The 15,945-nt window shown below is 34.0% G+C and carries 13 protein-coding genes; 3 read left to right on the top strand and 10 right to left on the bottom strand.

The window, feature by feature from the left end; all coding sequences use genetic code 11:
• Positions 1 to 115: 115 nt before the first annotated feature.
• Both rodA and ACTQ5K_RS14645 read right to left on the bottom strand, forming a co-directional pair.
• Entirely contained in the window at positions 116 to 1,261 is a 1,146-nt protein-coding gene (gene rodA / locus ACTQ5K_RS14650) for a rod shape-determining protein RodA (protein ID WP_031536348.1), read from the bottom strand.
• A 370-nt stretch (positions 1,262 to 1,631) separates the two neighbouring features.
• Positions 1,632 to 2,915, bottom strand: coding sequence for a methyl-accepting chemotaxis protein (locus ACTQ5K_RS14645; RefSeq protein ID WP_251628078.1), 1,284 nt, complete (start codon positions 2,913 to 2,915; stop codon positions 1,632 to 1,634).
• A 578-nt stretch (positions 2,916 to 3,493) separates the two neighbouring features.
• Here ACTQ5K_RS14645 and ACTQ5K_RS14640 point away from each other — a divergent pair.
• Positions 3,494 to 3,685 carry a hypothetical protein gene (locus ACTQ5K_RS14640; protein ID WP_152910785.1) on the top strand — a complete coding sequence of 64 codons (192 nt, stop codon included), beginning with the start codon at positions 3,494 to 3,496 and terminating at the stop codon, positions 3,683 to 3,685.
• A gap of 160 nt (positions 3,686 to 3,845) precedes the next feature.
• Here ACTQ5K_RS14640 and ACTQ5K_RS14635 read toward each other — a convergent pair whose 3' ends face one another.
• The 5 genes from ACTQ5K_RS14635 to ACTQ5K_RS14615 all read right to left on the bottom strand — a co-directional run bounded on the left by ACTQ5K_RS14635 (position 3,846) and on the right by ACTQ5K_RS14615 (position 8,334).
• Positions 3,846 to 4,580, bottom strand: coding sequence for an amino acid ABC transporter ATP-binding protein (locus ACTQ5K_RS14635; RefSeq protein ID WP_031536350.1), 735 nt, complete (start codon positions 4,578 to 4,580; stop codon positions 3,846 to 3,848).
• A gap of 51 nt (positions 4,581 to 4,631) precedes the next feature.
• Entirely contained in the window at positions 4,632 to 5,333 is a 702-nt protein-coding gene (locus tag ACTQ5K_RS14630) for an amino acid ABC transporter permease (protein WP_031536351.1), read from the bottom strand.
• Complete coding sequence (locus tag ACTQ5K_RS14625; protein WP_251628080.1) at positions 5,320 to 6,138, bottom strand: amino acid ABC transporter substrate-binding protein; 819 nt, start codon at positions 6,136 to 6,138, stop codon at positions 5,320 to 5,322. The genes ACTQ5K_RS14630 and ACTQ5K_RS14625 overlap by 14 nt, the downstream gene beginning before the upstream one ends.
• 278 nt (positions 6,139 to 6,416) lie before the next feature.
• Positions 6,417 to 6,962 carry a hypothetical protein gene (locus ACTQ5K_RS14620; protein WP_251628081.1) on the bottom strand — a complete coding sequence of 182 codons (546 nt, stop codon included), beginning with the start codon at positions 6,960 to 6,962 and terminating at the stop codon, positions 6,417 to 6,419.
• A 439-nt stretch (positions 6,963 to 7,401) separates the two neighbouring features.
• Complete coding sequence (locus ACTQ5K_RS14615) at positions 7,402 to 8,334, bottom strand: carbohydrate kinase family protein (protein WP_251628083.1); 933 nt, start codon at positions 8,332 to 8,334, stop codon at positions 7,402 to 7,404.
• A gap of 258 nt (positions 8,335 to 8,592) precedes the next feature.
• Here ACTQ5K_RS14615 and ACTQ5K_RS14610 point away from each other — a divergent pair, with 258 nt between their 5' ends.
• Positions 8,593 to 9,429 carry an undecaprenyl-diphosphate phosphatase gene (locus ACTQ5K_RS14610; protein WP_251628085.1) on the top strand — a complete coding sequence of 279 codons (837 nt, stop codon included), beginning with the start codon at positions 8,593 to 8,595 and terminating at the stop codon, positions 9,427 to 9,429.
• Between the two features lie 38 nt (positions 9,430 to 9,467).
• On the opposite strand, the gene ACTQ5K_RS14605 is transcribed toward ACTQ5K_RS14610, so the two are convergent.
• Positions 9,468 to 10,514: an AI-2E family transporter gene (locus tag ACTQ5K_RS14605; RefSeq protein ID WP_251628086.1), complete on the bottom strand. Its 1,047-nt coding sequence runs from the start codon at positions 10,512 to 10,514 to the stop codon at positions 9,468 to 9,470.
• A gap of 319 nt (positions 10,515 to 10,833) precedes the next feature.
• On the opposite strand from ACTQ5K_RS14605, the gene ACTQ5K_RS14600 reads away from it, so the two are divergent.
• The gene (locus tag ACTQ5K_RS14600; protein WP_031536357.1) at positions 10,834 to 12,222 is read left to right on the top strand and encodes an amino acid permease; all 1,389 of its coding nucleotides are present in this window, start codon (positions 10,834 to 10,836) and stop codon (positions 12,220 to 12,222) included.
• Positions 12,223 to 12,278: 56 nt separating this feature from the next.
• On the opposite strand, the gene ACTQ5K_RS14595 is transcribed toward ACTQ5K_RS14600, so the two are convergent.
• Both ACTQ5K_RS14595 and ACTQ5K_RS14590 read right to left on the bottom strand, forming a co-directional pair.
• A complete protein-coding gene (locus tag ACTQ5K_RS14595; RefSeq protein ID WP_031536358.1) occupies positions 12,279 to 15,404 on the bottom strand; it encodes an MMPL family transporter in 3,126 nt (1,041 codons plus the stop codon).
• Positions 15,405 to 15,421: 17 nt separating this feature from the next.
• A complete protein-coding gene (locus ACTQ5K_RS14590; protein WP_081836571.1) occupies positions 15,422 to 15,877 on the bottom strand; it encodes a MarR family winged helix-turn-helix transcriptional regulator in 456 nt (151 codons plus the stop codon).
• Positions 15,878 to 15,945: the final 68 nt, after the last annotated feature.

Genomic DNA, 15,945 nt, shown 5'->3' with positions numbered 1-15,945 from the left:
CAAAATGATGGCTATTCTTTCCTTTTCTTCCCCCTCATTAAAGAATGGAGAAAGAATAAACGAAAAGAGGCTGCACCCTGTCAGCCTCTTTTCGTTATGCTCAAATAAAAAATTGTTATTCATCGCTGGAAAACATATACTTTTTATAATGGTATCTAATCGAAAAAATTAATCCCATAGAAAGCATATTCCCCATTAAAGAACTACCACCATAACTAATAAAAGGAAGTGGAATACCAGTGATTGGAAGAATCCCTACTGTCATTCCAATATTCTGGAAAACATGAAAACAAAGCATACTAATAATTCCTACACTCATACAAGTATAAAAAGTATTTTTTGTTTCCAATGCTACTTTTGTAATGTGGTATATAAGCAAGAAAAACAAACTAATTATAATACTAGCGCCAATAAAGCCAAACTCCTCTCCAACCACACTAAAAATAAAATCGGTGTGATTTTCAGGAAGTACTACTTCACTAGTGCCAATGCCCTTCCCTGTCGTTTGACCCGATCCTATCGCAAGTAAGGATTGGGTTAAATGATATCCAGTTGTGCTCTGATACGTATATGGATCCAACCAAGAGTAGATTCTTCCCATTTGATATTCCTTTACTCCAAAATACGTTGTAATCCAATCCGAATGCCAAATAACCATATATAGGACTGCCGATGCAATAACGGCAAAACTGGAGAAAATAGGCGTTAATATCTTCCAAGAGATACCAGAGATAAATACCATACCTAACATAATAGCAAGGAACACTAAAGAAGTTCCTAAGTCAGGCTGTAACATTACTAAGAATAGTGGAAGTGCCGTTACTCCTCCAATTTTAAATAATAGTAAAAAGTCACTTTGTAAAGTTTTCACAATATATTTTTCTTGATGTTCTACAATTAATCGAGATAGCGCTAATACTAAAAACACTTTAACGAATTCAGAAGGCTGTAAAGAAAAGCCAGGAAGCGTAAACCAACTTTTCGCACCATTAATTTTTCGTGCAATACTTTCTGGCGCAATAATAAGTAAAACTAATAATAACAAACCAAAACCATATAAATACCAAGTTAATTTTTTTAACTGATCCGAATCTAGCCGAATCACTCCAATAATAATTCCGATACCAACCACATAATATAAAACCTGCTTTAACACATAAGCAGAATTCGCTCCATAGATAGCAGTAAGACTTGTTAAACATAAAAGCATTAATATTAGAACAAGTGTATAATCTATTTTTGATGAATTTTTTGGGGACATATTGTCATTGCTCCTGTTCAGTAAAACTTTTAACAGTGGGGCTTGAATCCTCTCACACTAAAAACTATTATTTTTTATATTTATTTTCTCCCTAAATGAATAGAAGTAATTTGCATATTTACAATTCTCCATTATATTTGTATTTGCATGAAATAACAACTTTCGACAATCATTTTCGTAAAATTTATTATTTTGATTCCTAACTTTAATCAAATTGAATCAAAACTGTTTAAAATGTCATACAACGATTATTCCCTTTTATATTCCCCAAAAAAAAAGAGAATGATCAAAAGTGTTTAGCATCCAGTAGAATTTATCTGGAGATGTTAACTTATCTTTTGACCATTCTTATTTTTTGTTTTCATTTAAATTAGTTTACACGGATTGTTTTTGTTAACTCCACTAAATCGTCGGCAATTTTCGCTAAAGATGTAGTAGAAGTAGCTATTTCTTCGATTGCTGCCAGTTGTTCTTGGGAGGCTTCTGATACGTTCATCGAATTTTGACTATTTTCCTTCGCGATACCTGTAACTTGATCCACAGATCCTGCAACCTCCACAATATTCGTAGAAATCTTAGTGGCAGCATCCAAAATGTCTTTCATTTGACTGCTCATTGATAACATAGAATTGGAAATAATACTAAACTTTTGCTTTGTATCATTTGTAATATTAATGCCATCCTTTACTTCCTCTGTCACTCTTTTCATTGTTTTAACCGACGACATGGTATCTTTTTGTATTTCATTTACTAATACAGCAATTTGTTTAGCAGATTGATTAGATTGTTCAGCAAGCTTTCTAACTTCTTCAGCAACTACTGCAAAACCTTTTCCTGCCTCTCCAGCTCTAGCTGCCTCAATTGCTGCATTTAAAGCCAAAAGATTGGTCTGATCAGCAATTTCTGTGATTACATTTAAAAATTGCCCAATTTCTTGTGAACGCTCCTGTAATAATACGATAGAGTCATTAGATTCCTTCACTGAATTCTGGATTAAACTCATTTGAGTAACAGTACTCTCCACAACTTCTTGTCCTTCTTTTGCCTTCAATACTGTATCATTCGTGTTTTTCACCATTTCTTCTGTATTTTTGGCAATATCTTTAATTTCGTTATTAACAACTGCAACAGAATCTACAATGAACTCCATTCCTTTCGTTTGCTCTTCAGACCCTGCTGCAACACTCTGAATGGAGGAAGAAATTTGTTCTGATACATAGCTTGTTTCCACTGTATTCGCCGTTAATTTTTCAGCAGATGCATTAATATGTTCAGATGTCTCGTTTACTTTCAGCACTAAATTTCTTATAAATTCTTTCATTAAAATAAATTCATCTGTCAATTGGCCAATTTCATCATTCGAAGCCTTATTAATTTCAATATCTAAATCGCCTTCTGTAATTCTCTTTGTAGAATTTAATAATTTTTTAAGTGGAGATATGATGATTCGTCGTGTAAATAATGAAACAATAATCGTCACAAAAACTAGATTAATAATCGTATTTACGAAAATACCAAATGCTTCTGGAAAAATGCCTGCCTCACGAATAATTTCATGCAACTTAAACGAAATCATCGTACTAAAGAATGTAGCAAAAAGTATGATGATTATCATTTTTGTTCTTAAACTATGAAATAAATTTCTTCTTTTCATATAGCTATACCATCCTGACTTTTTATAGTTCTTTTCACCTGTTATTTCTAAAAAACCTCCAACTTATTTTGTTTATAATTCTTTTATCGACAGGACAAATGAATTATAAATAGGAAATTTGATGAAATTTTCACAAAACAAATAGTTGTTTATACCTATTTTACAAAATACTGTTGCTTAAAGCAATTAGGAGGAAAAAATAACCCTATTTTGGTTGAAAACACCCTTCATTAAAAGGGCGTCATGAATTTTGTCGCTATTAACCGTGTTTCGCGAACTATAACAATGATAAATACGCTTATGTATCGAGATATAAAAAAAGAGGTATAGCCAAACGAACGGCTATACCTTAAGTGAGAGGAGGTTATGGGGTTACGGTATAAGAAATATGACTGTGTATTCAGCTTCTAAGAAGGTGATACAAGCTATTCCTTATACTTATTAAATATGCTTTTTTGTAAAATCAGTGAGGGCTTATCCCCTTTATCCATAAAAAAGGGCAATCACCCTTTAAAAGTAGTATATTATTAATTCTCCACATATACTAAGATATATGAATAGCTGAAAGAAGGTTCGAAATGAAAAATCACGTATATGTAAACACGATTATCTATTGCTGCATATTGACTCTTATCATAACGTTTCTGTTCTATGCTATATCTGGTTTATCGGTTTACACCATTGCTTCTTTGCTCTCTGGTATCATTGTTGCTTTCTTAAATTTATTAGAAGAGGAAGTCATTCATAAGAAAATTCATGATAAACAATAGCTTCCTTTTTCAAAAAGCATGTAGATTTTAAAAAAATTATCTTTGTATGTATAAAAAACGAAAAAGGGGGCCACAATGATACTACAAAGTGTAATTCCCCCTTTTGTTTTAGAGTTGTTAAGGAATCTCCTTATCCGAGTTTCCTTAACAACTCATTTTTTTATTGAATTAATTGTAGGAATTGCTGTGTTCTTTCTTCTTTAGGCGCAGTAAAGATATTCTGTGGATTTCCTTTTTCCATAATATAGCCACCATCCATGAAGATAACTTCATCTGCAACCTCACGCGCGAATTTCATTTCATGTGTAACTACAATCATTGTCATTCCCTCATTAGCAAGTGCTTTTATTACCTTTAATACTTCACCAACGAGCTCTGGATCTAACGCTGAAGTCGGTTCATCAAACAACATCACTTCTGGTTCCATTGCCAATGCTCTTGCAATGCCAACACGCTGTTGCTGCCCACCTGAAAGCTGGAATGGATAGTAATCGATTTTATCCCCAAGCCCAACTTTATTTAATAATTCAATAGCTTTATTTCTTGCTATTTCCTTTGATTGCTTTTTCACCGTAATAGGGCCTTCCATTACATTTTCCAAGGCCGTTTTATGTGGAAAAAGATTATAGCTTTGAAAAACCATTCCTGTCAATTTTCGAAAATCGGTTATAGCCTTTTTTGTAACCTTTTTCGAGAAGTCCAATTGTTTATTTTCAATAGTAATATGGCCATTCGTCGGTATCTCCAATATGTTTAAACAACGCAGCATCGTCGTTTTACCAGATCCAGACGGTCCAATAACGACAATGACTTTCCCTTTTTCTACTTCTAGATTTATGTCCTTTAATACTTGTAAATCACCAAAATGCTTTGACAACCCCTTGATGGAAATCATGCTAGTTCCTCCTTTCTCTATCGATTATTTATTTTCTAATTAGAAGCTTGATTATTTATTCAAGTGACGTCCGAAGCGATTTTCAAGACTCTGCTGAATAATAGATAGAGGGAAGCAAATAAGCCAATATAAAAGCGCAACCTCTGAGTATAGAAGCAAAAATTCATAGTTTGTGCTTGCTATTTCCTGTGCTTTTCGAAACATTTCTGTTACTAGGATTAAGGCAGCAAGGGATGAATCTTTAATTAAACTTATAAATGTATTCGACAATGGTGGAATGGACACGCGCGCAGCCTGTGGCAAAATAATTCTTTTTAAATTTTGGGCATAGCTCATTCCAATCGAATATCCAGCTTCCCATTGCCCTTTAGGAATACTCAATATGGAACCTCTAACTATTTCTGACCCATACGCTCCAACACTTAAGGAAAAACCAATGATTGCTGCTATAAATGGTTCAAGCGTAATGCCAATGTTCGGAAGCCCGTAAAAAATAATGAAAAGCTGTACGAGTAAAGGGGTTCCTCGAATTACGGAAACATAAATCCCTGCAATGATTTGCAAAATTTTAACACTTGATAATCTAGCTAAAGCGGTTAATACAGCTAAGATCAGTCCAATGATAAAGGAAATAATTGATAGTGGTATCGTATATAAAATAGCCCCCTTCACCAAAGGAAGAAGGGAACTAACGGCAATATCATAATATCGCTGGAATGCTTCTGGGTCTGTAAAGATATTATTTAAGTACATCTTCTCCGAACCATTTCTCAGATATTGATTTATACGTACCATCATCAATCATTTCTTGTAATGCTGTATTTACCGCTTCTACTAACGAATCATTTCCTTGTCTAAACATTAATCCACTTTGGGCCACATCATCTGCAGAATCAGCAATCACAACTTTTGCATCCGGCTTTTGTTTTTTAAAGTCTAAAAATGATAATTTATCATTAATTGTTACATCTACTCGTTTTGAATTTAACAATTCAACAGCTTGATTAAATCCATCTACCCCAACTAACTCAGCACCGTTAGATTTGGCGATTTCAGCGTAATTACTTGTTAATGATTGTGCTGACTTCAATCCTTTAATGTCTTCAAAGCTTTTTACATCTGAATCTTCTCTTGTGATAAGTACTGCAGAAGAAGAAATGTATGGATCAGAGAATGAATACTTCTCTTTTCTTTCATCATTAATTCCTACTTGGTTTGCAATCATGTCAAAACGCTTTGCATCAAGTCCAGCAAATATGGCATCCCATTGTGTTTCCATAAATTCAGCTTCTACACCTAATCGTTTTGCGACTTCTTGTGCGATTTCCACATCAAATCCCGTTAATTTCCCTGAATCATCATGAAAAGTAAAGGGAGGGTAAGTACCTTCCGTACCAATTACTAATTTTCCATCTTCTTTAATTTGCGCTAATAAATCTGTTTTGTCATCATTTTTATCTGCAGAATCATTTGATTCATTATCTGAATTACCACCACATGCAGCTAAAACAATGGTAAGACTTAGTAATAAACTAAACAATATACTTAATTTTTTCATATTAATCCTCCTAATTCCGATAAGACTTGTCAGCAATTGTTATCATATTATATGGGGATTACCTTTGTCAAAGCTTTCCTTCTAACTTTTATTTTCACCAAAAGTTCTGTCATTAACCATTTGCGCTATATCCATTTCATACCAAAAAAGCGACCCTTTAAAGGGTCACTTTTTTCATTTATATAAAAATCCCCTTACTAACGATATTAATTACCAAGAAGCTATCCTTAGTAGGGGTATAACATTTGTTGTCTAGGTATGATAAAAATATAATAGCTTCATGCTGCTTTTTTCGTAAAAACAAGTGGATATAATTGTAATTCCCCTTCATAAACCCTATGCATATTATATTCATCTAATAAATCATATGGGGTTATTAAACAAGGTGGCTTAGTAAAAAATAAAACACCACTTTCATGTAAGATAGATGCAACAAACTGTGAACAAAAATAAGCATTTTTCCGATTATAAGGTATTTTAAATAAAATAAATAATAGGCCAAGAAGATTGTAGCGGTAATTTCTTTGTTCTTTCTCCATTTCTTCAATCTTACACTTCATTTTTTCATATTGTGTCTCCGTCACAGAGATGGAATATATGATGCAACGGCTTTTTCGAAAAAAATCATGTTTTACATTTTCCTTAACAAAGCCGCCAACAAAGGGATTGCTAGGTTTCCTTCTGCCAAAACTATACACTTCATTTAGTTGTGGATCAAAGGAAATAGATGCATGATTATGGGGCTTTCTCGTAAATAACTTAATAAAACGTGTGAATAATGTTCCTGTATCAGATAAAATAATATATACTTTTTTTTCCGTCACACAAACACCCCTCCCTTCTAAAATTCGTAATTTACACTCTTTTCACTTTACTTTCGTAAATAAATAGATCGTAAGAAAATAATTGTTCTGATGTATCTTTTAATTTTCAAAGACACCTATTACTTTTTCCATTCCTCTGTACTATCATATAAAGATTATCTAAGTCTTGAAACAAACTCTTGGATTATTTTTGTCTACGTCTTTAGACTTAAAAAGTGACAAAAAGCATCCTTACATAAGAATTCTGCCATCATGATGGTTGTTCCTTCTATGTAAGCATGCTTAAAGCAATTTTTTAATTAAGGATGTTTTCGTTACATGCACTTTCCTTTCCATGGGGTACGCCTAAGCCAAGTCGCAAGGTTAAACTGTGGAGCCGCCATTCTCGCTTATCACCTAGGAGTTTATGTATTCAGGATGCTCAATATGTCTAATTAATTCATTTTAGGACAAGTGATCGATAATTATCCAGGGGAGGTAAGGATCCCTTTTTAGTTGCGACCATTGCTCCTAGCTTATTGGCACACCTTATATAATTCACCATCTCTTCCTCTGAATTAGGGCATCCTTTTTCGTGTATATAAAATAGAATTGTTGCCATAAATGCATCGCCAGAGCCATTGGTATCTAAAACATTCACCGCCTCTGCAGGTACATGCATTTTTTTCTCAAGCAATCGTCCAATAGCTCCTTTTTCTCCGAGAGTAACAAGCTGAAATGGGATATTTAAATTTGCCAGCTCTTCCATCCCTTCTTCCACCGTATCTACCTCCATTAGAAAATAAAGCTCTTCTCTTGATAGCTTTAGAATATCAACAAAAGGCAAAAGTTCTCTAATCACCTCTCTACATTCCTCTTCCTTATTCCATCTTTTCAAGCGTATATTCGCATCAAAAGCAATTAGCAGCCCTTTTTCCTTTGCTAAGCTTATTGCTTTTTTCGTTGCTGCTCTTGCATGTGGATGAAAAAGTGTACCTGATCCAAAATAGAAAATAGCTTTATTTTCAAATGATTGTCCTTTAATATCTGATTCCAATACGACTTCATCGGGAGTTTCATTTTCGTAGTTATGAAAGTGTCTTTCCCCATCTTCATCGAGATGAACAAAAACTTTGGAAATTTTCTTTGTTGATGTCCGAACGCTTTCATCCAAATTTATTTTTTCCTTTTGCATCTCTTCTTCCACAAATATACTATCTTCATCTATTCCTAACTTTGTAATATAAAAGCTTGGAATAGCAAATCTACTTATATGTACAGCGACATTAACAGAAGCTCCTCCTAAATTTCTATCAAAACTGTTATTATCCCTTGTTTGTGAAACAAAATCGATAAACGCATCACCAAGAGATAGAATTCCTTTTCGAGCCATATTATTCTCTCCCCCTTTACTTTACTTCCTTAGTATATCTTCATTCCTCTTATTAAGCATTTTAACTCAAAGAATTTTTGATAAAATTAGTGAAACTTATAATTCTATTTCTACGTTATACTCTATGTAAAAATTTAAATGGCAGAAATTTTACATCACATATCATTCAGCTTTTGCAAAATATTTGTTATGATAGTTGGGTGTATGTTTTTGAAAAAGTAATTTACATATTAATTGATAAATAGGAGTGAACAAGGCTTGGATAAATTATGGGAATTAATTGTTGCCTTTATTTTAGGCATAGTAGAAGGTTTAACTGAATTTGCACCTGTTTCATCAACAGGACATATGATACTTGTTGATGATTTATGGTTAAAATCAGGAGAACTTATTTCACCTGAAGTAGCAAATACCTTTAAAGTAGTGATCCAATTAGGATCGATTTTAGCAGTAGTCATTATCTTCAAAGATCGCTTTCTTAATATTCTTGGTTTGAAAAAAACGATTGATGGCGAAAAAGTAAAAGGACATAAATTGAGCCTCGTACAAGTTATCATTGGGTTGATCCCAGCTGGTGTTTTAGGGCTCCTTTTTGATGATTACATAGATGAACATCTATTTAATTTTGAAACAGTGGTGTACGCTTTGATTGTTGGAGCTATTCTGATGATTATCGCAGACTATACACAAAAGAAAAAGAAACCAACTACAACTTCTTTGGATCAAATCACCAATAAACAAGCGTTTTTCATTGGTCTATTCCAATGTATTGCCTTATGGCCAGGCTTTTCAAGATCTGGATCAACGATATCTGGTGGCGTACTTATGGGACTAAGTCACCGTGTCGCAGCTGATTTTACCTTTATTATGGCTGTACCGATTATGGCCGGGGCAAGCTTTATTTCTTTATTAAACAATTGGGAATATATCACATCTGCGTCTCTTCCATTCTTTATTGTTGGATTTATCAGTGCATTTATTTTTGCATTAATTTCCATTCGATTCTTTTTAAAGTTAATTGATCGAATTAAATTAACACCATTTGCAATTTATCGTATCATTATTGCCATTATTATTATTGTAGTGTTCTTATAAACCTAGTGAATAATACTATCCTTAACAAAAAAGTCACCTCATTTTGAGATGACTTTTTTGTTTGAACTTTTTTTACTTCCCTCTTTTTTGTCGCTCTTCACTTCTAATATATCTAACCAGAATATGAAAATCGGGATACCGACGATTAATCCCCAGACTCCAAAGAAGTGTTCAGAGAAAATAAGGACAATAAATGTGAAAAATACTGGCAAATCTGTCTTAGAAGACATTAGTTTTGGGTTTAAAATATATGCCTCAATAGAGTGGATAACCATAATTAAGATAACAACCGAAATGACATGACTTATTCCTCCGACCGTATAGCCAATAATGCATAATGGAATGAAAGAAATAATCACACCTGCAACTGGTATAAGACCAAGCAAAAATATCATAATGCCTAAACCAAATAATTGAGGAAATCCAAGAAAATATAAAGAAGCTGTCGTTAAGATACAATTAATTATGGCAATTATAAATTGTGCTTCAATTACTTTTCCAAAAGTAGCAACAAATTTCTTTCCAAAATACATGCATTCAAAATAAATCGGTGCTATTTTGCTAGTATGGAAACGATTAGCAAACAATCGTAAGCGATCTTTTTCTAACAGAAAAAATAAGCTTAGCACGATCGCCATAAACACTTGAAGAAGATTTCCCCAAATATTAGTAAAATACTTAAATATAAAGGTGATTCCCTGATGCAAATAAGTTGTGATACTAAAATCATTGATTTTATTCACTATAAAATTTAACACAACATTATCATGTGGCTGCATATAAAAATCTGTAAGCTGAATAACTAATCCAGATATTTGCTGAATGACAACAGGTAAATAGGTGGAAATCCCATATATAAGCAAGAATATCACTGAAAAATAGAGTAAGATAACAGCTATTGTCCGTTTAATTGCAAACTTACTTGTAAATACCTGAACAAGTCTATCCATTAAGTAGGAAAAAATAAAAGTAAATAAAAGGAGATTTATCATACTTCGTACAAAATAAAGGCATAAACTAATTAAAATTAAAATTAAAACTCTTTTTACTCCTTTTTTTCGAAAAAATGAAAGCAATATTTCCATGTGAAAGACTCCTGACGCTGACGATTTATAATACCTAGCCAATAGAAATTTTTTTACTTTACAACTTATTATCAATCCAATAATGAAAAATAACAAGAAAAAACGATTGAATTTTTTTACACTTTCTTTTGAATATAGATCTTATTCGATGTCCTTATTATTTTCACCAAATTGTAACAAAAAGGAACAAGTTTCTTTATTTTTTAGAAAAAACTTTCTTTACAGTCTATATGAAAATTAGTAAAATAGGAAAGTCGTTTTTCAATTTGGTCGACATTTTTATGCAATTTTCGCAATTTTTTATCATCAGGAGGTTTACATGAGTATCTTCAGAAAAAAGGCAGTAACGTCAAGCACTAATACCTCGCTTAATCGTGTACTCGGTGCATTTGATTTAACGATGTTAGGGGTCGGTGCAATTGTTGGTACTGGCATTTTCGTATTGACAGGTGTTGCCGCTGCTAAATATGCAGGACCTGCTCTTATTCTTTCCTTTATAATTGCCGGCCTTGCCTGTACTTTTGCGGCTTTATGCTATTCGGAGTTTGCTTCTATGATTCCGCAGTCAGGCAGTGCCTATACTTATAGCTATGTAGCATTTGGAGAAGTAATCGCTTGGATTTTGGGCTGGGATTTAGTATTGGAATATGGACTTGCTTCGGCCGCTGTGGCAAGTGGCTGGTCAGGTTATTTTCAAAGCCTGTTATCAGGTTTTGGTATCCATTTGCCTACTTTTATGACAAGTGCCTTTAACCCTGCAAATGGTACATTTATCGATATCCCTGCTATTATAATCGTCTTTATTATTACGCTTTTATTAACGAGAGGGATTCAGGAGTCCTCAAAATGGAATATCATTATGGTATTCATTAAATTAGCAGTCGTTTTACTCTTTATATTTGTTGGTGTCTGGTATGTAAAACCTGATAATTGGGTACCCTTTACACCATTTGGTTTTTCTGGAATCACTACAGGGGCAGCTGTTGTGATATTTGCTTATTTCGGCTTTGATGCTGTTTCTACAGCGGCAGAAGAAGTAAAAAATCCACAAAGAAATCTGCCTATTGGGATTATTTCCGCCTTAGCCATTTGTACTATACTCTATATTATTGTATCGCTTATTCTAACTGGAATTGTTCCTTATCATCAATTAAATGTCAAAGATCCTGTTGCCTTTGCTCTTAGCTATATTAATCAAAATTGGGTAGCTGGCTTTGTTTCTCTTGGTGCTATTATCGGAATCACGACCGTCTTAATGGTAATGATGTTTGGGCAAACTCGCCTTTTTTACGCCATTAGTAAAGATGGTTTGCTTCCAAAATCTATGCAAAAGGTTAGTAAGAAAAACCAAGTACCTATTGTCAGCACATGGATAACATCCGCTTTAGTAGCAATTTTTGCTGGTTTAGTGCCATTAGATCGATTAGCAGAACTAACAAATATTGGGACATTATTTGCATTTACTATGGTTTCCCTTGGTGTCGTCGTCTTACGTTACACTCAGCCAAACCTTCAAAGAGGATTTAAAACTCCTTTCGTACCATATATTCCAGGACTAGCTGTCATCTTTTGCGTTTATTTAATGCTTCAGCTAAGCAGCGTCACATGGAAAGGCTTTGTCGTTTGGCTAGTAATCGGATTGATTATTTATTTTTCATATGGTTATAAGCATAGTAAATTAAATAATACTAGCGAAAACTCTATTTAATAATAAAAAGAGGAAGACTTTAAGGTTACAGCCTAAAAGTCTTCCTCTTTCTTAATTTAGTCTTTAACTCGTTTAAACGGCCACCAGTTTGCTTCTCCAAAATTCTTAACAAGTACAGGAATAAGCAATGGCAAGATGATAAACGCGTATAAAAATAATCCAACTAATACTATACTAGCTATTTGCAATAAGGAAAGCATTCCTGATGGCATCATTGCTGCGAATGTACCACCTAAAATAATGGCTGCTGATATAATGACAGTTCCCATCCTCTTCATTGCTTCTAGCATCGCTTCTTTTATTGTTAAATCCTTATATTCATTGAAGCGATCCATAAGGAAGATACTATAATCCACACCTAAAGCCACTAAAATAACAAAGGCAAAAAATGGTACTGCCCAGCTGATTCCTGTATAGCCAAGCATATTGACAAAGATAGCTTCATTTATTCCAAGTGCTGTGTAGAATGTTAAAATCAATGATCCAATTATATAGGCTGGCATAATGATGGAACGGAATAAAAAGATTAATACAATTGAAATTCCAATCATCATCCAAATAACGGTATTCGTATAATCTGCATCTGACATCGTTCGAAGGTCTGCGTTTGTACTGGTAATTCCTGAAACAGCAACTTCAGCGTTTTCTAGCTTCGTCCCTTTTGTTATACTTTCCACACTATCCTTTATCACATCAATTTGATCGATGGCATCGTTAGAATAAGGGTTATCTGCGAAAATAACATCAAAAGTCATAATTTTGCGATCGGGAGATAAATACGTATCTAATGCGTCCTTGAATTCGTCACTCTTTAATACTTCTTCTGGAATATAGAAACTATTTGTTTCATTCTTGGATAAACCAGCTAAATAGTCTGTAGCGGAACCTATTCCATCGGAAACTTGATCTAATCCTTCCGCACTTTGTGTTAGTCCATCGGTTAATTGCCCAAGCTGTCCGCCAATTTCGCTAAAACCATCCAATAACTGCTTCTGTCCATCATTAATACTGCTTAAGCCATTCGTTAATTTAGGCATATTTTCAACAATTTGCCCTTGACCGTCTGCTAGTTGATCTAACCCTTTTTGCTGTTGGTCTATTCCATCAATTAATTGCTGTAGCCCAATTGAAATATTGCTTTGATTTTTTAGAATCTCAGCATAGCCTTCATTTACGGCACTTACTCCCGATTGTAATTCTGCAAGGCCATCATTTAATTGACTTATCCCATTGCTAATGGCAGGTAATTGCTGTTGAGCTCCTAGAAATCCTTCTCTTATACCGAGGTAGCCTTCCTCATCAGCCAATCCAGCATATTTATTTTCTAAATAGCCAAATGTTTCTTTTGGAATTTTATTTAGACCTGTGGCTAATTGCTCTACACCAGAACCAATTTTTTGATATTCCAAAAGGGCAGTGGCTAAATTAGTTTCCACTTTTTTATAGCCGCTTTGTAAATCTTTATGTGCAGCCAATAATGCTTCTGCTCCTGTTTTTGCTTCTACTAAACCAGCTTTTATTTGATCAGACCCAGCCGATCCTTGACGAATGCCTTGCTCAATCTTTTCGAGATTGTTTTGAATTTCGCCTAAGCCGGATTTAACATCATCGGTTCCTTTAATAAGCCCATTAATCCCATCGGCCGCTTCATTAAGCTGCGGTTCAGAACTTTGCAACTCATCTCCAGCACTGTAAAGTCCTTCACTTATTTGATCAAGTCCTTCTTTTCCTTGATCCAATCCCTCTTCTAGCGTCTTAGCCTGATTAGAAATATAAAAATCCTCAATCGATTCTCCCATTGGTCTCGTTATGGAACGAACTTTATCGACTAAATCTACTTTAGCTAATTCAGTTGTAACCGAGTCTGCTAATGATAGGTATTCAATCGAGTCTAATTCATCATCATTTTTAATGATAACAGTTGTTGCCATCGATTCTCCTGGTCCAAAGCTGTCAGCAATGGCATTAAATGCTTTAATAGATGGATAATCATCACTAATTTCTTCTAAGGAATTAAAAGAAAGATCCCCATCATATGTGACAAGGAAAGGCACACAGATACATGCAACAATTAATAAGGATAACAATGGTCTCTTTAAGGATAAATTACCTGCCATTGCCCAAATCTTACTATCTCCATGTTCTGCTGACCCTTTTGACGGCCAAAATAATTTATTCCCTAGCAGTAGCATGAAGATTGGCACCACCGTGAACAAGGCAACCAATAGAATTGCTACTCCAACCGCGACAGCAGAAGCAGATTGATAAAGTACAAATTTAGAGAATCCAATCGCAGCAAAACCAATCATTACAGCGACACCACTAAAAAATACGGTTCTGCCTGCATTCTTGTACGTTTCCACTATCGACTCCAAAATACTTTCCCTGTGCATCATTTCTTCTTTAAATCTACTTAATAAAAGAATGCAATAATCTGTTCCTATCCCAAAGAGTACTGCTACTAAGAAGATTTGCGTATAGGTGGAAATCGGAAAATCAAATTTATCTACTAAAATAGACACGATAGATTGAGATGCTAAATAGGTAACACCTACTGTGATTAATGGAATAAACGGTGCAATAACTGATCTAAATACAATTAATAGCACTGCAAGAATAAAGACAACTGTTATCCCTTCAGTCTTCTTTAACCCTTCTTGCGAACTATTAACTAAATCTTGGTCAATCATCCAATTGCTCGTATAAAAGTGATTTACATCATATTCTTCGATTGTTTTATATAATGCATCACTTACTTCCTCTGCTTCTCGGTCATTCCAGCTAATCGTTAATGAGGTGAGAATGGTTTTTCCATCTTCTGAAACCAATTGATCTTCTAAATCTTCATTGGTAAAAGACGAAATAATATCTGTAATTCCAAGCTCTTCCTTGTTTGCTTCTAATGCTTCAACTGCCTTTTTCGCTTCCGTTATATCATTATCAGATAACTTTTTGTCATTATGGAAGACAAGTGCTACAGATGACTGCTCTCCCACATTTTTCTGATTTTGAATTTCATCCAGAATCTTTCCTGCTTTGGAAGAGGAATACTCATCAGGTATACTAATCTGTCCTTTTTCTTCCACTAGATCTCCCATATTTGGAGCGATGATAAATAATCCTACTATAGCGATAATCCAAGCTCCAAGAATAAACCATTTTCCTTTTAAAATAGCATTCACTTTCTTACCTCCAACCTTTATTCCTTATTTCCCTCAATCAGTCCATCTAATTTTGCATAAGTATCTAAGAAATTTTGAATTTCAGTATGATCAAATTTCGAGATGACAGATTCAATCACACTTTGAATTTTTTTCTCCATTTCGCCAAAAATCACTTTGCCGTCAATGGTCAAGGTTAAATAAATGACACGCCTATCCTTTTCGTCCCTTGTTCTTTCCACCCATCCTTTTTCAACAAGACGATTGATAATGGGTGTAATAGCACTTTTCTTAACTCCAAAGACAACCGCAAGCTCAGTCGATGTACATACATGGACATTATTTATATGGCGCATCGTAAAATGCTGCTCTGTAGTAAGAACATCACCGATTTCCTGTCTAATTAGCTGATCAAATTTACGATTAACTGAAAAATTTATACTGACATATCGGTCAATAATTTGATCTATTTCTTTTCGATTAATAACAGTCACCTCTCTTTCTTTTAGTTAAAGAGCTTAACTATTAAATAGTTTAACTTTATTGTTATTTTTATGTCAAC

Source organism: Niallia sp. Sow4_A1 (genome assembly GCF_052116745.1).
In the GTDB taxonomy this organism is placed as follows: domain Bacteria; phylum Bacillota; class Bacilli; order Bacillales; family Cytobacillaceae; genus Niallia; species Niallia hominis.
This window is presented reverse-complemented; position numbering and strand designations above follow the sequence as displayed.

What these genes read in the sequence shown, in the direction of transcription:
- rodA (WP_031536348.1), bottom strand. Translation starts at nt 1,261, where the DNA reads ATGTCCCCAAAAAATTCATCAAAAATAGATTATACACTTGTTCTAATA.
- ACTQ5K_RS14645 (WP_251628078.1), bottom strand. Translation starts at nt 2,915, where the DNA reads ATGAAAAGAAGAAATTTATTTCATAGTTTAAGAACAAAAATGATAATC.
- ACTQ5K_RS14640 (WP_152910785.1), top strand. Translation starts at nt 3,494, where the DNA reads ATGAAAAATCACGTATATGTAAACACGATTATCTATTGCTGCATATTG.
- ACTQ5K_RS14635 (WP_031536350.1), bottom strand. Translation starts at nt 4,580, where the DNA reads ATGATTTCCATCAAGGGGTTGTCAAAGCATTTTGGTGATTTACAAGTA.
- ACTQ5K_RS14630 (WP_031536351.1), bottom strand. Translation starts at nt 5,333, where the DNA reads ATGTACTTAAATAATATCTTTACAGACCCAGAAGCATTCCAGCGATAT.
- ACTQ5K_RS14625 (WP_251628080.1), bottom strand. Translation starts at nt 6,138, where the DNA reads ATGAAAAAATTAAGTATATTGTTTAGTTTATTACTAAGTCTTACCATT.
- ACTQ5K_RS14615 (WP_251628083.1), bottom strand. Translation starts at nt 8,334, where the DNA reads ATGGCTCGAAAAGGAATTCTATCTCTTGGTGATGCGTTTATCGATTTT.
- ACTQ5K_RS14605 (WP_251628086.1), bottom strand. Translation starts at nt 10,514, where the DNA reads ATGGAAATATTGCTTTCATTTTTTCGAAAAAAAGGAGTAAAAAGAGTT.
- ACTQ5K_RS14600 (WP_031536357.1), top strand. Translation starts at nt 10,834, where the DNA reads ATGAGTATCTTCAGAAAAAAGGCAGTAACGTCAAGCACTAATACCTCG.